The sequence below is a fragment of the Streptomyces sp. NPDC037273 genome (genome assembly GCF_055603625.1).
This window is the reverse complement of record NZ_JBVJVO010000002.1, coordinates 546446-562213: the sequence shown is the minus strand read 5'-3', so window position 1 is coordinate 562213 and position 15768 is coordinate 546446. Positions and strand designations below refer to the sequence as shown.

16 protein-coding genes are annotated in these 15768 nt (G+C 73.5%); 9 read left to right on the top strand and 7 right to left on the bottom strand.

From position 1 onward, the window contains the following. The first annotated feature begins 2 nt into the window (after positions 1-2). Positions 3-1007, top strand: a complete 1005-nt coding sequence (locus ACZ7G1_RS07755) for a peptidoglycan DD-metalloendopeptidase family protein (RefSeq protein WP_470873712.1) — start codon at positions 3-5, stop codon at positions 1005-1007. 165 nt (positions 1008-1172) lie between these two features. Then, on the top strand, positions 1173-1967 hold the full coding sequence (locus ACZ7G1_RS07750; protein WP_470873713.1) for an SGNH/GDSL hydrolase family protein: 795 nt from the start codon (positions 1173-1175) through the stop codon (positions 1965-1967). On the opposite strand, the gene ACZ7G1_RS07745 is transcribed toward ACZ7G1_RS07750, so the two are convergent. The 5 genes from ACZ7G1_RS07745 to ACZ7G1_RS07725 are packed head-to-tail and all read right to left on the bottom strand — an operon-like array spanning position 1954 to position 7113. Next, complete coding sequence (locus ACZ7G1_RS07745) at positions 1954-2814, bottom strand: STM4011 family radical SAM protein (RefSeq protein ID WP_470873715.1); 861 nt, start codon at positions 2812-2814, stop codon at positions 1954-1956. The genes ACZ7G1_RS07750 and ACZ7G1_RS07745 overlap by 14 nt on opposite strands. 9 nt (positions 2815-2823) lie before the next feature. After that, positions 2824-4158 (bottom strand): STM4012 family radical SAM protein, encoded by a 1335-nt coding sequence (locus ACZ7G1_RS07740; protein ID WP_470873717.1) that lies wholly within the window; start codon positions 4156-4158, stop codon positions 2824-2826. After that, on the bottom strand, positions 4158-4979 hold the full coding sequence (locus ACZ7G1_RS07735) for an STM4013/SEN3800 family hydrolase (protein ID WP_470873916.1): 822 nt from the start codon (positions 4977-4979) through the stop codon (positions 4158-4160). The genes ACZ7G1_RS07740 and ACZ7G1_RS07735 overlap by 1 nt, the downstream gene beginning before the upstream one ends. 11 nt (positions 4980-4990) lie before the next feature. Continuing rightward, positions 4991-6160 carry an STM4014 family protein gene (locus ACZ7G1_RS07730; RefSeq protein WP_470873718.1) on the bottom strand — a complete coding sequence of 390 codons (1170 nt, stop codon included), beginning with the start codon at positions 6158-6160 and terminating at the stop codon, positions 4991-4993. Continuing rightward, the gene (locus ACZ7G1_RS07725; protein ID WP_470873719.1) at positions 6157-7113 is read right to left on the bottom strand and encodes an STM4015 family protein; all 957 of its coding nucleotides are present in this window, start codon (positions 7111-7113) and stop codon (positions 6157-6159) included. Before ACZ7G1_RS07725 ends, ACZ7G1_RS07730 begins: the two co-directional genes overlap by 4 nt. Before the next feature lie 243 nt (positions 7114-7356). On the opposite strand from ACZ7G1_RS07725, the gene ACZ7G1_RS07720 reads away from it, so the two are divergent. Further along, on the top strand, positions 7357-8091 hold the full coding sequence (locus ACZ7G1_RS07720) for an SIMPL domain-containing protein (RefSeq protein ID WP_470873720.1): 735 nt from the start codon (positions 7357-7359) through the stop codon (positions 8089-8091). An 11-nt stretch (positions 8092-8102) separates the two neighbouring features. On the opposite strand, the gene ACZ7G1_RS07715 is transcribed toward ACZ7G1_RS07720, so the two are convergent. Both ACZ7G1_RS07715 and ACZ7G1_RS07710 read right to left on the bottom strand, forming a co-directional pair. Further along, complete coding sequence (locus ACZ7G1_RS07715; protein ID WP_470873721.1) at positions 8103-8726, bottom strand: TetR/AcrR family transcriptional regulator; 624 nt, start codon at positions 8724-8726, stop codon at positions 8103-8105. Between the two features lie 64 nt (positions 8727-8790). Continuing rightward, positions 8791-9969 carry a Glu/Leu/Phe/Val dehydrogenase dimerization domain-containing protein gene (locus tag ACZ7G1_RS07710; protein ID WP_470873723.1) on the bottom strand — a complete coding sequence of 393 codons (1179 nt, stop codon included), beginning with the start codon at positions 9967-9969 and terminating at the stop codon, positions 8791-8793. A gap of 130 nt (positions 9970-10099) precedes the next feature. Here ACZ7G1_RS07710 and ACZ7G1_RS07705 point away from each other — a divergent pair, with 130 nt between their 5' ends. The 6 genes from ACZ7G1_RS07705 to ACZ7G1_RS07680 all read left to right on the top strand — a co-directional run bounded on the left by ACZ7G1_RS07705 (position 10100) and on the right by ACZ7G1_RS07680 (position 15736). Beyond that, on the top strand, positions 10100-11302 hold the full coding sequence (locus ACZ7G1_RS07705; protein ID WP_470873724.1) for an MBL fold metallo-hydrolase: 1203 nt from the start codon (positions 10100-10102) through the stop codon (positions 11300-11302). 558 nt (positions 11303-11860) lie between these two features. Then, positions 11861-13750 carry a sensor histidine kinase gene (locus ACZ7G1_RS07700; protein ID WP_470873725.1) on the top strand — a complete coding sequence of 630 codons (1890 nt, stop codon included), beginning with the start codon at positions 11861-11863 and terminating at the stop codon, positions 13748-13750. Positions 13751-13757: 7 nt separating this feature from the next. Then, positions 13758-14192, top strand: a complete 435-nt coding sequence (locus tag ACZ7G1_RS07695; protein WP_017236638.1) for a roadblock/LC7 domain-containing protein — start codon at positions 13758-13760, stop codon at positions 14190-14192. Next, entirely contained in the window at positions 14189-14566 is a 378-nt protein-coding gene (locus tag ACZ7G1_RS07690) for a DUF742 domain-containing protein (protein WP_017236637.1), read from the top strand. Before ACZ7G1_RS07695 ends, ACZ7G1_RS07690 begins: the two co-directional genes overlap by 4 nt. Further along, positions 14544-15167, top strand: a complete 624-nt coding sequence (locus ACZ7G1_RS07685; protein WP_470873727.1) for a GTP-binding protein — start codon at positions 14544-14546, stop codon at positions 15165-15167. The genes ACZ7G1_RS07690 and ACZ7G1_RS07685 overlap by 23 nt, the downstream gene beginning before the upstream one ends. Then, entirely contained in the window at positions 15164-15736 is a 573-nt protein-coding gene (locus ACZ7G1_RS07680) for a GAF domain-containing protein (RefSeq protein WP_470873729.1), read from the top strand. Before ACZ7G1_RS07685 ends, ACZ7G1_RS07680 begins: the two co-directional genes overlap by 4 nt. Positions 15737-15768: the final 32 nt, after the last annotated feature.

The following is a 15768-nucleotide window of genomic DNA, read 5'->3' as shown; positions in this document are numbered from 1 at the left end:
CCATGCCCGCGAAGGGTAAGCACCGCCGTCCCAGGATCAACCCCATCACGCGTGGATTCGTCGTCGCCGGCACCGGTGGCGCCGTCGTCGCCCTCCCGCTCCTGGGCGCGACCGGGGCCCACGCCGCCGAGCAGTCCGCTCCGGCCGCCGTCCCGGGCCAGGCCGTCACCGCCGCCGCCCAGGTGAAGGCCCCCGCCGCCGTCCAGGCCGCGCCCGCCGCCGCCAAGGCCGCCCCGAAGACGTACTCCGTCGTCCCCGGCGACTACCTGTCGAAGATCGCCGCCGACCACCACCTCGCCGGCGGCTGGCAGAAGCTGTACGCCGACAACCGCCAGGTCGTCGGCGAGAACCCCTCGCTGATCCTGCCCGGCATGAAGCTCACCCTCGGCGCCAAGAGCTCCGCGCCCGCCGCCCCGAAGAGCACCGCGCCCAAGGCCGCCGCGCCGAAGAGCACGAAGAGCTCCGCGAAGCAGGACTCCGGCAAGAACGGCGACACCTCCCGCGCCTCCCGCGGCAGCGAGCGCTCCTCCGCCCCGGCCGCCGCCACCACGGAAACCTCGGCCTCGCAGTCCTCGCAGTCCTCGGGCTCCACCTCCTCCTCCGGCTGGGTCGCTCCCGTCGCCGGCGGCGGCTTCTCCACCCCGTACCGCGCCTCCGGCTCCATGTGGTCCTCCGGCTACCACACCGGTGTCGACTTCATCGCCTCCTCCGGCACCACCGTCCGCGCCGTCGGCGCCGGCACGGTCGTCTCCGCCGGCTGGAGCGGCGCCTACGGCAACGAGGTCGTCATCCAGCACGCGGACGGCAACTACTCGCAGTACGCGCACCTCTCCTCCCTCTCCGTCTCGGCCGGCCAGAGCGTCAGCGGCGGCCAGCAGATCGGCCTCTCCGGCTCGACCGGCAACTCCACCGGCCCGCACCTGCACTTCGAGATCCGCACCTCGCCGAACTACGGCTCCGACATCGACCCGCTGGGCTACCTCCGCCAGCACGGCGTCTCCGTCTGACCCGGGCACCCGCTCGGCGGACAGCCTCCGACGGCCCGGCACACCTGTGCCGGGCCGTCGGCGTATTCCGGCTTGGGAGAATCTTTATCGGTGGCATATGTCACCCGCCGTCAACCCCTCCTTACGGTCGCGTAGGTCACATCCGAAAGGGAAGGATGTGCTCCCGTGGCAGACGATTCGAGATCAACAGACAAGAACGCATTCGGGTCGTACGCGGCGATCGGTGACAGCTTCACCGAGGGCGTCGGAGACCCCGGGCCCGACGGGATGTACGTCGGCTGGGCGGACCGCTTCGCGGTGCTGCTCGCCGACCAGCTGCCGGAGCACGACGCCTTCCGCTACGCCAACCTGGCCGTACGCGGGCGCCTTCTCGACCAGATCGTGGCGGAACAGGTCCCCCGGGCGCGCGAACTCGCCCCCGACCTGGTGACCTTCTGCGCCGGCGGCAACGACATCATCCGCCCCGGCACGGACCCCGACGACGTCGCCGAGCGCTTCGAGCGCGCGGTCGCCCAACTGGCCTCCGACGTCGGCACCGTCATGGTGACCACCGGCTTCGACACCCGCGACGTCATCCTCCTCAAGCACCTGCGCGGCAAGATCGCCACCTACAACGGACACGTCCGGGCCATCGCCGACCGCTACGGCTGCCCCGTCCTCGACCTCTGGTCGCTGAAGTCCGTCCAGGACCGCCGCGCCTGGGACGACGACCGGCTCCACCTCTCCCCGGACGGCCACACCCGCGTCGCCCTCCGCGCCGCCCAGGTCCTCGGCCTGCCCGTCCCCGCCGACCCGGACCAGCCCTGGCCCCCCGTCCCGCCGCGCGGCACCCTCGAAGTCCGCAAGGACGACATCCACTGGGCGAAGGAATACCTCGTCCCCTGGATCGGCCGCCGCCTCCGCGGCGAAAGCTCCGGCGACCACGTCGAAGCCAAACGCCCCGACCTCATGCCCCTCTAGCCCCCAAGCCGGCGGGAACCCGCTCCAGGACCCCGCCGGCGAACACGTCGTACAGCGGCAGCGTCTCCAGATGGACGTAGCCGATGTGGCAGTCGCAGACGGCGAGGGGGCACGCGCGGGGACGCAGGGCGGCACGGTACGAGCCGTCGTACAGGTTCCCCAGCTCGGCCCTGACGAAGTGGCAGCGCCGCACCGTCCCCTCGCCGTCCACCGAGATCACCGACTCGCCGGTGCGGCAGGGCAGCCCCGCCGAGCGGTGCGGATGCCGGCTGTAGGCGAAGAGCGGGTCGAGTTCCGTCCACCCGGCCGCCTCGTCGTCGGTGTACGTGTGCCCCTCGGCCGCGTTCACCCAGAGGTAGACGTGCGAAGGCAGTGCGGCCCTCAGCCGCCGGGCCTCCCCGGCGTGCTCGGGCAGCCCGACCACCCCCACGCTGTACCGGACGCCCCGGTCCGCGAGCTCCCGGCACTTGCCGAGGAAGCGCTCGTACGGCGTCTGCCCCGGGTGGTACGTGCACCAGAGCGCCACCTTCTCCGGATCCGCCTCCGCCAGCCACTCCGTCCGGCAGCTCAGGTTCGTCTGGATCGCCACCCGCTCGACGTGCGGAAGGCCCGAGAGGCCGACCAGCGCCCGCCGGTACCAGGAGCGCACGAGCCCCTCGCCCCACGGCGTGAACAGGATCCGCAGCCGGTCACCGGTCTGCCCGGCGGCCCAGCCGGTGAACCGTTCCAGCGCGGCCCGGTCCGCGCGCAGCTGCTCCCGGCTGTCCCGGCGCTTGGCGAAGGGGCAGTACGGGCAGTCGAAGTCGCAGGAGGCGAGCGGCCCCCGGTAGAGCACGGTGAGATCCACGACGACCGCCTACTTCGGCTCGTACGCGGCCATCGCGGCCCGCACGGCGGGGGAGAAGAGCTCGGGTCCGAGCCCGTCGGAGTACGCCAGACCCTCCGGCGACAGCCGCAGCAGCCCCGCCGGGGCGTCCGCGTCCAGCCAGCCGTACGCCTCGAACCGGGCCAGCTCCGGGCCGAAGTCGGCGAAGGGCGAGGAACCGAACCGCTCCTCGTACCCGGTGACCGGCATGCCCTCCGCCTGGAGCAGCGACTGGAGGAGGTGCCGGCGACGGGCCTCGGCTTCGGTCGTCGGGTAGCCGACCTGGGCCCGCGAGAAGTCCTCCGTCTCCGTGTACGTGTCGATGATCGAGCGGATCTCGCGCATGTCGACGGCGTAGTCGAAGGAGTAGTGCAGGGCGGAGGTGTACGAGCGGGCCCCGCAGCCCAGGCCGATCATGCCGTCCGTCTGGCAGGCGTAGTCGTCGGGGCCCGACGGGCCGGCGTCCGCGCGGCGGAACATCCGCATCGACACCTGCTCGTAGCCGTGGGCGAGGAGGTGGTCGCGGCCGTACCGGTAGAGGCTCAGCCGCTGCTCGTCCCAGGCCCGGTCGGCGGCAGCCGGGTCCTGGACGCGGCCGAGTCCGGTGAGCGGGCGCACGTACAGCGGATAGAGGTACAGCTCCTCCGGCCGCCAGGCCAGGGCCGCGTCCAGGGAGACCCGCCAGGACCGCTCGGTCTGCCCGTCGATCCCGTAGATCAGGTCGATGTTCAGGACGGGGACGCCGGTGTCCCGGATCCGGCCGAGCGCCGCCTCCACGTCGGCGCGGCGCTGCGGCCGCACGGCCGCCCGCGCCTCGGCCTCCACGAAGCTCTGCACGCCGATGCTCAGCCGGGTCGCGCCCCGCTCGGCGAGGACCGCGAGCCGGTCGGCGGTCGCCGTCGACGGCGAGGTCTCCACGGAGAGCGGCACGGCCCGCAGGTCCGCTCCCATCCGCTTCTCGGCGATGTCGCAGAGCCGCTCCAGCTCGGCGGCGGTGAGGAAGGTGGGCGTGCCGCCGCCGAAGGCGGCCGTGGCGAACCGCACCGGCTCGTGGTCCCCGAGCGCTTCCCGTACGGCCGTGGCCTGGCGGTCGAGCGCGTCCAGGTAGCGGGTCGTCAGCTCGTCGGGGGCACCGACCCGGGTGAAGAGGTTGCAGAAGCCGCAGCGGACCTCGCAGAACGGTATGTGCGCGTACAGCGAGAGCGCGTCCTTCGGTTCGCCGGCCCAGAGGCCGGCAAGACCGGGGCGCTCGGGGAGCGGGCGGTAGGCCGTCTTGTGCGGGTAGGCGTAGACGTAGCTCCGGTACGGGCGGGGGGTCTCGCTCATCACGCCGCCGCCCCGCTCTCCGGGCCGGGCAGGACGAACTGCGCGTACGGCACCGTCCACACGACCTCGTGGCCGAGCCGGTGGCCGGTGAAGCCGTCCTCCCCGTACGCCGTCCCGTGGTCGGAGCAGACGATCGCGAAGCACCGGCGGCGGCTGCTCATCGCGGCGAAGAGCCGGCCGATGTGCCGGTCGACGTACTCCAGGGCGGCCGCGTGCGTGGCGCGCGAGTCGCCCGCCTCGCGGGTCGCCCCGGGCAGGTGGAACCAGTTGGGCTGGTGGAGCGCGGACACGTTCACGAAGAGGAAGAGCCGGCGCTCGTCGGGGAGATCGGCGACGACCTCCTCGGCGCGGGCGACCTGGGACTCGAAGGAGGTCGGCGAGGCGACCCCGAAGGAGGGCTCCCAGTGGCTCTCCTGGAAGAGGCCGGGCAGCACGGTGCCGAGCGGGGGCTGCCGGTTGAAGAAGCCCACTCCGCCGACGCAGACCGTGCGGTAGCCCTCGGCGGCGAGCGCCGAGACGAAGTCCGGGGTGTCGTGCACGAAGGTGCCGTCGGCCGTCGTCTCGCTCCCGGCGAACCGGGCCGCGAAGAGCCTCGGGTGCGGGCCCTGGGCGGCCGGGGTCGGCAGGAAGCCGGCGAAGATCGCCTGGTGGGAGGCGTAGGTGAAGCTCCCGGGCGCGTGCCTGCGCTCCCAGCCGCCCTCGGGCAGATGGCGGGCCAGGTTCGGGAGGCGCCCCTCGGCCGCCAGCTCGACGGCCACGTCGTACCGCAGCGTGTCGAGGGTGACCAGGAGCAGGTCGTGGCTGCCGACGATCGCGTTCATGTCGGGCTGGTTCACGTGGTGCTCGTTCCTGTGGTGCGGGGGATGTGCCGGTGGTGCGGGAAGTGGGCCGCGACCTGCGCCGCGTACGTGTCGAGGCCTTCGGCGCCGCGGCCGGGCAGGCCCGTGAGGCCGGGCAGCAGATCGCCGAAGGCGTTGACCTCGCCCACGGCGAAGCGGCGCCAGCCGGCGGCCGGCAGCAGGTCGACCCCCACGCAGCGCCTGCCGGGGAAGGCCGCGGCGGCCCGCTCGCACACGTCGAGCGCGTCCTCCCACCGCCCGCCCGACGCGGTGATCGCGGCCCGGGCGGCCGTCAGATCGCCCCGGGCGCCGCCCAGGTGCAGATTGGTCATGGGGGAGCGGCTGGTACGGAGCACGGCGTGCGTGGCCCGCCCGTCGACCACGACGACCCGCAGGTCGGCGGCCCGGCCGTGCTGGGTCGCCTTGGGCAGCCAGCGCTCGACGTGCAGGCCGTCGGGGGCGAGCGCGTCCACGAGCGCCGCGACCTCTTCCTCGCGCGTGTAGCGCCGTACCCGCAGCGAGTTGAAGAGCCGTCCGTCGGGGCCGCGCTCCACCGACGTGGTGGCCTGGAACCGGCCCGCGCCGTTCGTCTCCACCGCGAGCACCCCCGAGGCGGAGGAGCCGTGCGCGAGCTTCACGAACACCCGGCGCAGGCCGGGCCGTCCGGTGAGCGCCCGGACGTCCGCCCAGCCGCGTACGACCGGGGCGGACGCGCCGGACGTCGGCGACTCGGGCACCGGGACCCCGGCGGCCCGAAGGCGCGCGTGGCTGAGCCGCTTGTCGAACAGGACGGGAAGCTCGGCGGGGTCGTCGAGCAGGGTGGCGCCCGCCTCCGCGACGGACTCGGCCAGTGCCGCCACGGCGGCGGTGAACCGCTCGTACCAGAGGCGGCTGCCCTCGACCCGCGCCGGATCGCCGACCTCGCGCAGCAGCCGGTCGGCCACCGGGTCCTCGCCGGGCGAGTCGAGCCGTACGCTCTCGCCGGCCGCGAACCAGGCCTCGCCGCACAGCGCCTCGGGCCACGACACCACCCGCGCGGCGGGCAGCCCGGCGGCGCGAAGCGCGTCCTGGAAGAAGGCGACACGGCGGCCCGCCGGATCACCGACGACCACGGGACGCGGGGCACCGACGACGGAGGCGGCCGGGCGCGGGCCGGTGGTCATTCGGCGACCGCGACGTACCGGTAGACCTCGCCGTCCTCCTCCTCCGCGTCCTGGCCGTCGTCGAGGACGACGGTCACGCCGTGCGGGACGAGCGCGGCGCGGACCCGCTCCCGCATCGCCTCCGACAGGTAGTGGTGGGTCAGGTCGAGGTGGTCGAGGTGGGTCAGGGGCTGCCCTTCGAGGAGGGCCCGCGCGCCCTCGTCGGTGAGCACGCCCATGGAGAGGTCGAGGCGGTCGATACGGGCCACGACGGGCGCGCCCGCCACGGCGGCGGCCACGGCGTCCTGGATCTGGCTGTTGCGCAGGGCCAGCCGGCGCAGGGCGGGGAAGGCGGTGCCGGCGAGCAGCGGCGCCAGGTCGTCGGCCGTGCTGTCGCCGCCGTACTCGTCGGTGCCGAGCCAGAGCTCCAGGTTCTCCAGGGCGGGCAGGCCGCTGCCCGCGATGCCGCGCACCACCTCGGCGCCCAGGCCGCCCGTCTCCACCACCAGCGTCTCCAGGGCGCTGTGACGGACGGAAGGCCAGGCCAGGCCCGTACCGCCGCGCACGCCGAACTCGCGCAGCGCCGGGTAGGCGGCGAGGACCGGGGTCACATCGGACTGGACGATCCACGAGATCTCGCAGTCCTCGAAGGTCATGTCCCCGAGGAAGAGGGCCGAGAGCCCCGTCAGCCGGTTGTTGGCGCCGATCAGCGCGGTGACGATGCCCGCGGACGAGTTCTCGTAGGCCTCGTCCCAGCCGCCGACGACCAGCGCGCGCACCCGGCCCGGGTCCACCGTCTTCAGGAAGCGCTCGAACATCGCCTGCCACAGCTCGTCCTCGCCGTCGGCGTACGTCGCGGCGGAGATCCGCCAGGCGACCCGGTCCGGCTCGGGGAGCTCCACCCGCGCGTCCGCGTCCGGGAAGTCGAACACGGGCAGGCCGTGGAATTCCTTGAGGTGGTGACCAATGGTCATGGCGGTGCTCCAGACGACGGACGAGAGGGGTCGGCAGACGGGAAGAGTTCTACCAAGCCGCACCGACAACGCCGGTGGCCGGGGCGTGGATGGTACGGAGAGGTGAAGGGGCGGGGCGGGCAGGAGTGGCGTGTGGGTGGGGGGCGCGGGGGGTGTTGGGATGTGCGCGCCGGGGTTCGGTGATCACTTCTGGAGGGAGTCTTTGTGACGAGGCGACGGAGCGGGGTTGTGGGTGGTGCGCGGGTGTTCGCGGCCACTGTGGTGCTCGGGGGGCTGTTGATCGGGGCGGGGGCGCCGGCGTGGGCGGCGGGGGCGCCGGTGGGGGTGGCGGCGCGGGCGGCGGCCGAGGAGGCGGCGCCGGCGACGGTGACGGTCACGGGGCAGGGGAGGGCGTCGGCCGCGCCGGATCTGGCGATCCTTTCGGTGGGGGTGGAGGCGACGAAGAAGACGGCGAAGGAGGCGATGGCCGCGCAGAGCGCGGCGGCGAAGGCGCTTCTCGAGGTGCTGCGGAAGCAGGGGATCGCGGACCGGGACATCCGTACGGACAGTCTGTCGCTGTCGCCCGTCTACACCCAGAACGCCGAGGGGGAGAGCAAGGTGACGGGGTATCAGGCCGGGCAGTCGTTCTCCGTCAAGGTGAGGGACATCGACCGGACCGGGCAGGTCATCGGCGCGGTGAACGACGCCACCGGTGACTCAGGACGGATCAACGGCGTCGTGTTCGACGTCGCCGATCCGACGGCGCTGCGGGTGAAGGCGCGGGAGGCGGCGTACCGGGACGCGTACGACAAGGCGGCCCAGCACGCGCAGCTCAGCGGCCACCGGCTCGGGCGTCTGGTCTCGCTGAGCGAGGGCGAGTCCGTGCGGCCCGGGATCGGGGCGATGCCCGGGGCTCCGGCCGACGAGCCGAGCGTGCCGCTGGCGCCGGGGGAGATCGAGGAGCAGGTCACGGTGTCGGCGGTGTTCGAGCTGATCTGAGGGTGCCGGATCTACGGCGCTTCCGGTGCTTCCGTGGACCGGTCCGGCAGGCCCAGCTCGCGGTCCAGGGCGGCGTCGGCCCACTGGAGCAGGGCGGTGCGGGAGAGGGAGCCGGGGTAGGCGGTGGTCTGGACGGCGAGGCCGTCGAGGAAGGCGGTGAGCCGCCAGGCGGCGGCCGCCGGGTCGGGGCAGGGGAACTCGCCGGCGGCGGCGCCCTCCGCGATCACGCGGGTGAGTGCCGCCTTCCATTCCTGGTCGAGGGAGTACGAGACCTGGCGGAGGGCGGGGTCGCGGAGCGAGGCGGCCCAGCCCTCGATCCAGAGGCGCCAGCCCTTGGCGTGGCCGGTCGGGGCGTACCAGCGGACGGCGGCGCGGAGCCGCCGTTCGGCCGTGGAGCGGCGTCCGAGGAGACGGCGCAGTTGGTTGAGGTCGGCTTCGGCGGCGTGCGCGAAGGCGGCCGCGACCAGCTGCTCCTTGGTGGAGAAGTGGTACAGGACCAGGGCGTTGCTGACGCCGAGCGCGGAGGCGACGTCGGAGATCCGGACGGCCGCGACTCCGCGGGCCTCGATCTGTTCGACGGCCGCCCGCAGCAGCTCGTCCCGCCGCTCCGCAACGCTCAACCGCACTCTCGCCACGCCGTGCAGCCTACACAGCACATGACAAGGGCATGATCGTCAACGGTGCCGGGGCGTGGCGGGCTCAGTACCAGCCGTAGCGTTCGGCGATCACCGGCAGCCTTTCCGCCACCAGCGCGTGCGCCGCGGCGCGCGGGCTCGTCCCGTCCGCCGCCGCCCGGTCGAGCATCCCGCCGACGAGGGTCCGCATGGCCGAGCGCACCCGGTCGAAGGCCTGGCCGGCGTCGGCCTCGATGTCGCCGAAGAGCGTCCACCACCACCAGGCGTTGGTGCACGAGTTCACGACGACGTCGGGCAGCACGGTCACCCCGCGTGCGGCGAGGGCCTCCTCGGCGTCGGGGAGGACCGGCATGTTGGCCGCCTCGGCGATCCAGCGGGCCGTGATCCGCGCCTGGTTCCCCGCGTCGATCGCGTACGAGACGGCCGCGGGCACGAGGACCTCGGCGGCGGCCGAGAGCCAGGCCTCGCCGGGCTCCTCGCGGTCGCCTGGCCGCAGGGCGGAGCGGTCGACCGCCCCGTGGGCGTCGCGGGCGGCGAGGAGCGCCTCCACGTCGAGTCCGTCGGGGTTGACGATCGTGCCCCGTACGTCGGCCACCGCGACCACCCGCAGCCCCGCCCGCGCCAGGAACCGGGCGGTCGCCCCGCCCATGGTGCCGAGCCCCTGGACGGACACCCGGGTGCCCTCGTACGCCCGGCCGGCCCGGTCGAGGGCCACGAGGACGGACTCGGCGACGCCCAGGCCGCCGACCAGCTCGTCGAGGCCGATGCCGTCCACCTCGATCGCGAACGCGTCGGCGAGCCGCTTCCTGGCCGCCGCCTCGTCGTCCAGGAGCGGGTACACGGCCTGGACGGAGGACTCGAGACCGGCCTCGGCCACCGCCCGGTCCACCAGGTCCTGGGTGAGCCCCAGGTCCTCCCCGGTGGTCCAGAACCGCTCGACGTACGGCCGCATGGCCCGCAGGTAGCGCACGAGGACGCCGTACGCCTCCGGGGAGCGCGGATCGCAGTCGATGCCGCCCTTGGCGCCGCCCAGCGGCACGTACCGGGCCGTCGGGTCGTAGTGCAGGGCCTCCTTCATGGTCATCCCGCGGGCGAGCCCGGCGACCTCCTCGGCCGTGCACCCCTCCCGCATCCGCAGCCCGCCGCTGGCCACTCCGCGCACCAGCCGGTCGACCACCAGATGGCCCCTGCGGCCGGTCACGTGGTCGGTCCAGCCGACGGAAAGCAGGGGTGCGGTACTCATCGGGCGGCTCCTCGGGAGGGACGGGCGGCCGGTCGGCCGTACTGAACGGTGATTCAGTATGGCCGACCGTCCGGCCGTTCGCGGCGCGGGCCGCCCATAATGGAACGACCCCCAGAGATCAGGAGGTCCTGTGACCGGTACCGGCTCCGACCGTTCGCCACGGGCCCGGCTGCGCGCACTGCGCCCCGAGTCCTTCGGCGCGGATCCCACGGGAGCGCGCCTCGCCCGCATCCGCCGCTCGCCGAACTTCGCGGACGGGATCTTCCAGAACCCCGAACCGGCCCGACGCGGGCCCTCGGGCTCCACCGTCGAGTTCGCCAAGATCTACTTCGACAAGGAAGCACGCACGCGCCGCGCCCCCACCGGCACGATCCCCGTGCACCCGACCACCGTCGCCGACCTGGCCAAACCCCCGGCCACCGGGCTGCGCGTGACCTGGATGGGACACTCCGGCGTCCTCGCGGAGATCGACGGCCACCGGGTGCTCTTCGACCCGGTCTGGGGCGAGCGCTGCTCCCCCTTCCCCTTCGCGGGGCCCAAGCGGCTCCACCCGGTCCCGCTGCCGCTCGCCGCGCTCGGCCCGGTCGACGTCGTGGTGATCTCGCACGACCACTACGACCACCTCGACCTGCCGACGATCAAGGCGCTCGCCACCACGGACACGGTCTTCGCTGTGCCCCTCGGCGTCGGCGCGCACCTGGAGCGCTGGGGCGTGCCCGCCTCCCGGCTGCGCGAGCTCGACTGGAACGAGTCCACCGCGATCGGCGAGTTGACCCTCACGGCCACCCCGGCCCGCCACTTCTGCGGCCGCGGCCTGCGCAACCGGCAGATGACCCTCTGGGCCTCCTGGGTCGTCACCGGGCCCACCCACCGGGTCTTCCACAGCGGTGACACCGGCTACTTCTCCGGCTTCAAGGACATCGGCGCGGCGCACGGCCCCTTCGACGTGACCATGATCCAGATCGGTGCCTACTCGGAGTTCTGGACCGACATCCACATGACCCCCGCCGAGGGTCTGCGCGCCCATCTGGACCTCCAGGGCGGCGGCCCCGGCGGCGTCCTGCTGCCGATCCACTGGGGCACCTTCAACCTGGCCCCGCACCCCTGGGCGGAACCGGGGGAGTGGACCGGCGACGCCGCGGCCGAGGCCGGCCAGCCGGTGGCGTTCCCCCGCCCAGGCGAGCCCTTCGAGCCCGCCGGCAAGCTCCCCGGCGAGTCCTGGTGGCGTGCGCTCTCCCACCCCCTCGCCCGCCCCTGGGCCCGCCCCCACGGGGTGGAGGTCACGGCCGAGGAGACCCGCAGCGACGACCTCGACCTGGCGGGCGACCGCTGACGGCCCTCCCGCACGTCCACCGAGCCCTTTCCGGGGCGGCGCCGTCCGTCCGGAAGGGGCTCGGTGGGTTCCGGGCTCACCGACGGTCACGGGGCGCCGGAGGCCCGCCGGCGGCCGAACGGGGATGCGGGGACCGGGCGGGTGTCCGGGAGGTCGCTGCGGCGGAGGCGGCGGGGGAGGGCGCGCGGGGGGCGGACGGCGTGCCGACCGGACGGTCCGCGCCTCCTGAGGGGGATTCCGGTCAGGGGTGATTTCCGTGGAGGGCGGAGGCGTGAGAACGCCTCCGCCCTCTTCCGTTCCTGCTCAGGGACGACCCCGGGGGCTGGTCCGTCGACTTTCGGCCAACGCTTCTCGGCCCGGCGGACGAGGGGCGATACCAGACCGGGCCGGAGTACGGGTAAGTTTGCCAACTGCGCACCGCACATGAACGGTTGACGACTACAGTGTGTGGTTGATGATCATCGGTAGGCTCATCACATCCCCCCTCAGACCACCCCCGTAGACCCCGCAGAAAACTCCCGCAGTACGCCGATTCCCGGGCACGTACCAAGGACACAAATGTCTCAACTTCGCGCACCCGCCTCGCGGTCAGACCGACGCGAGGGCGGGCGGCACGGCCGGTCGGGCGCCCGCTCCGCCTCCGGCAGCAGCACCCCGCCGGCACAGCCCCCCACCCCGCTCCCGACGGAAGCCCGCATACGCCCCCAACTGCTGCGCACCTCCGTGCTTCCCGCGGTCGCGGTGGCGCTCGGCGGCGCGGCGGCCGTCCTCTTCACCATCCGCTCCACCGGGGCGAGCCCGACGCCCGGACTCTGGGCCGCGCTCACCGGCGCCGCCGCGCTCACCGTCGCCTCCGTGACGGCCGCCGCGCTCGGCGCGGACCGGGCGGCCAAGGCCGTCCTCGACCGCTGCAACGCCCTGCGCCGCACCAGCGCCCGCGGGCAGAGCGAACTCCGTACGGTCGTCGAACAGTTGCGCAAGGGTGAGGGCCTCCCGCCCCGCCCCGCGCTGCCCGCCGGCACCACCGGAGGCGACGAGTTCGACCTCCTCTCCCAGGAACTGACACGCTCTCACGAGGCCGCCGTGGCAGCCGTCGTACAGGCGTCCCGGCTCTCCAGCAGCGTCGGAAACGAACAGAAGGTCGAGGTCTTCGTCAACCTCGCCCGGCGCCTGCAGTCCCTGGTCCACCGCGAGATCCAGCTCCTCGACGAGCTGGAGAACGAGGTCGAGGACCCGGAGCTGCTCAAGGGCCTGTTCCACGTCGACCACCTGGCCACCCGCATCCGCCGGCACGCCGAGAACCTCGCCGTCCTCGGCGGCGCCATCTCGCGCCGCCAGTGGTCGAACCCCGTCACCATGACCGAGGTGCTGCGCTCCTCGATCGCCGAGGTCGAGCAGTACCCGCGGGTGAAACTCGTACCGCCCATCGACGGTACGCTCCGGGGCCATGCCGTGGCCGACGTCATCCACCTCCTCGCCGAACTCGTCGAGAACGCGACGCTGTTCTCCGCGCCGCACACCACCGTGCTGCTGCGCGCCCAGTACGTCACGGCCGGTCTCGCGATCGAGGTCGAGGACCGCGGTCTCGGCATGCCCGTCACCGAGCAGAACAAGATGAACGCCCTGCTCGCCGACCCCGACCAGGTCAACGTCGCGCACCTGCTCCAGGACGGGCGCATCGGACTCTTCGTCGTCTCGGCGCTGGCCCGGCGGCACGGCATCGCCGTCCGTCTCCAGTCCAACATCTACGGTGGCGTCCAGGCCGTCCTGGTGCTCCCGCAGGGCCTGCTCGGCGCCGACCCCGAGGGCCTCGCGCAGCACGAGCGCCAGGCCGCCGCGGCCGCCGGCTCCTCGGCGGTCCCGCCCGGCCAGGTGCAGATGCAGCCCCAGCCCCAGCCTCACCCGCAGCCCCAGCCCCACCCGCAGCCCCCGGTACCGGCCCAGGCGCCGGCGCAGCTGCCGGCGCAGGTGCCGGACCACCGCCCGGCGCCCGCCACCGCGGCCGTGACGGCCCCCTCCGCACCCGTACCGCCGTCCACGCCCTCCCCGGAGCGGGCCCCCGTCCGCCACGAGGAGCACCCCGGATCCGGCTCGCCCACGTACCCCCCCACGGGTGTGCGGTCGAACGGGTATGCGGACTTCGATCAGGCCCCCGCGATACCGGGCCAGCCGGTCGGCGCCGACCACACGGCCCCGCCCGCCTCCCTGGTGTCACCGCTCCCCCCGGCCCCCCGTGCCGAGGCCCCCGGCCGTCCGCTGCTCCCCAAGCGGCGCGCCCAGGAGCACATCGTCCCGCAGCTGCGCGACGAACCCGTGGCCCGGAGGCCCGAGGAGCACGCCCTGCACGACCCCGGTCTGATGGCCGCGTTCCAGCGCGGAATCGGCCTCGCCGAGTCCCAGCCCGCCCCCCAAGAAGCGCTGCGTCCAGGCGACGCGCACAAGGAGTAGATGCACCATGGCGAGCAATGCGCCGACCGGCCATTCCTCGGACCTCGACTGGCTGCTGAGCGGACTGGTCCAGCGGGTCCCCTACACCCGTAACGCCGTTCTGCTCTCCTCCGACGGCCTCGTGAAATCCGTGCACGGTCTCGACCCCGACGCCGCCGACCACATGGCGGCCCTCGCCTCCGGGCTGTACTCGCTCGGCCGCAGCGCCGGCGCCCGCTTCGGCGACGGCGGCGAGGTCCGCCAGGTGGTCGTGGAGCTCGACTCCACCCTCCTGTTCGTCTCCACCGCGGGCTCCGGCACCTGCCTCGCCGTCCTGGCCGGGCGCGAGGCGGACGCCGCCGTCCTCGGCTACGAGATGGCGATGCTCGTCAAGAGCGTCCGGCCGTACCTGGTCACTCCCGCCCGGCAGGCAGCCGGCCTGGTGGGTGGCCTCGGACAGTGAACGTGACGTCCGCTCAGGAAGGGCCCTGGCTCGACGACGCGGCCGGCCGGCTGATCCGCCCCTACACCGTCAGCGGTGGGCGGACCAAGCCGACCACCGCGCTCGACCTGCTGTCGATGGTGATGGCGACCGGATCGTCACCGCAGACGCACATGGGGCCCGAACACAGCCTGGCCCTCGGGCTGTGCGACGGGCCCACCTCGGTGGCCGAGATCGCGGCGCACTTACGGCTCCCGGCCGTGGTCACCAAGGTCCTGCTCTCCGACCTCGTGGACTGCGGGGCGCTCACCGCCAGGGCCCCCCGGTTCCACGCCAACCCAACCGACCGTTCCTTGCTGGAGGCAGTGCTCGATGGCCTACGACAACGGCTCTGAGCGCCACGACAGTTCAGCGGCCGATCCCTTCCCCACCGCACTCAAGATCCTGGTGGCGGGCGGATTCGGCGTGGGCAAGACGACCTTCGTGGGCGCGGTCAGCGAGATCGAACCGCTCAGCACCGAGGAGCTGCTGACCTCGGTCAGCGCGGCCACCGACAGCCTGGAGGGCGTGGAGTCCAAGACCACGACCACCGTCGCCATGGACTTCGGCCGCATGACCCTCGACGACCGCCATGTGCTCTACCTCTTCGGCACGCCGGGCCAGGAGCGCTTCTGGTTCATGTGGGACGAGCTCTCCGAGGGGGCGCTCGGCGCGGTCGTCCTGGCCGACACCCGCCGCCTCCAGGAGTGCTTCTCCGCCGTGGACTTCTTCGAGCGGAGGGGTATCCGCTTCGTCGTGGCGGTCAACGAGTTCGACGGCGCCTACCGCTACGAGCCGGACGAGGTACGGGCCGCGCTCGACCTCAGGCCGGAGGTGCCGGTCGTCCTCACCGACGCCCGGATCTCCAGCTCCGGCATCCGTACCCTGCTGACCCTGGTGCAGCACCTGCTCACCACCATCCCGGACACCGTGCCGAGCTACGGAGCCACGCCATGACCTACGACCCGACCGGTCACCTCCTGCTGACCCCCATCGACAAGGAGGCGCCGGCCCGTGTCCAGCGGCTGCGTGAGCTCGGGCTCGGTGAGCGGCCGGACCCGGCGTTCGACGAGTTCGCCCACCGGCTCGCGGACGTGACCGGCGCCCCGTTCTCGATGGTCAACTTCATCGACGAGAACCGGCAGTTCTTCGCCGGCCTCCACACCCCCGAGGGCACCCACTCGGGCAGCGACCTCGGCGCCGCCGCCGCGGGCGGCGGCGGTGTCGGCCGCTACATGGCCCGCGACCACGGCTACTGCCCGCACGTGGTCGTGCGCCGCAAGGCCCTCGTCCTCGAGGACGTCTGCGACTACCCGCGCTTCGCGGGGAACCCGGTCGTCGACGAGATCGGCATCCGCTCCTACATGGGCGCGCCGCTCATCGACCGTACCGGCGTCGCGCTCGGCACCATCTGCGTCGTCGACACCGACGTACGGCCCTGGGGCCGCGCCGGCCTGGAGACGATCAAGGCCATGGCGGCCGAGCTGATGGAGCAGATCAACCGGCGCGAGGACAGCATGTTCTGACCGTCCCCGCCCGACATGCCCGAGCCCCGGCA

Bases quoted from the DNA above. Each gene is read 5' to 3' on its own strand.
- ACZ7G1_RS07755 (WP_470873712.1), top strand. From the start codon at position 3: ATGCCCGCGAAGGGTAAGCACCGCCGTCCCAGGATCAACCCCATCACG.
- ACZ7G1_RS07740 (WP_470873717.1), bottom strand. From the start codon at position 4,158: ATGAGCGAGACCCCCCGCCCGTACCGGAGCTACGTCTACGCCTACCCG.
- ACZ7G1_RS07735 (WP_470873916.1), bottom strand. From the start codon at position 4,979: ATGAACGCGATCGTCGGCAGCCACGACCTGCTCCTGGTCACCCTCGAC.
- ACZ7G1_RS07730 (WP_470873718.1), bottom strand. From the start codon at position 6,160: ATGACCACCGGCCCGCGCCCGGCCGCCTCCGTCGTCGGTGCCCCGCGT.
- ACZ7G1_RS07725 (WP_470873719.1), bottom strand. From the start codon at position 7,113: ATGACCATTGGTCACCACCTCAAGGAATTCCACGGCCTGCCCGTGTTC.
- ACZ7G1_RS07710 (WP_470873723.1), bottom strand. From the start codon at position 9,969: ATGAGTACCGCACCCCTGCTTTCCGTCGGCTGGACCGACCACGTGACC.
- ACZ7G1_RS07700 (WP_470873725.1), top strand. From the start codon at position 11,861: ATGTCTCAACTTCGCGCACCCGCCTCGCGGTCAGACCGACGCGAGGGC.
- ACZ7G1_RS07695 (WP_017236638.1), top strand. From the start codon at position 13,758: ATGGCGAGCAATGCGCCGACCGGCCATTCCTCGGACCTCGACTGGCTG.
- ACZ7G1_RS07685 (WP_470873727.1), top strand. From the start codon at position 14,544: ATGGCCTACGACAACGGCTCTGAGCGCCACGACAGTTCAGCGGCCGAT.
- ACZ7G1_RS07680 (WP_470873729.1), top strand. From the start codon at position 15,164: ATGACCTACGACCCGACCGGTCACCTCCTGCTGACCCCCATCGACAAG.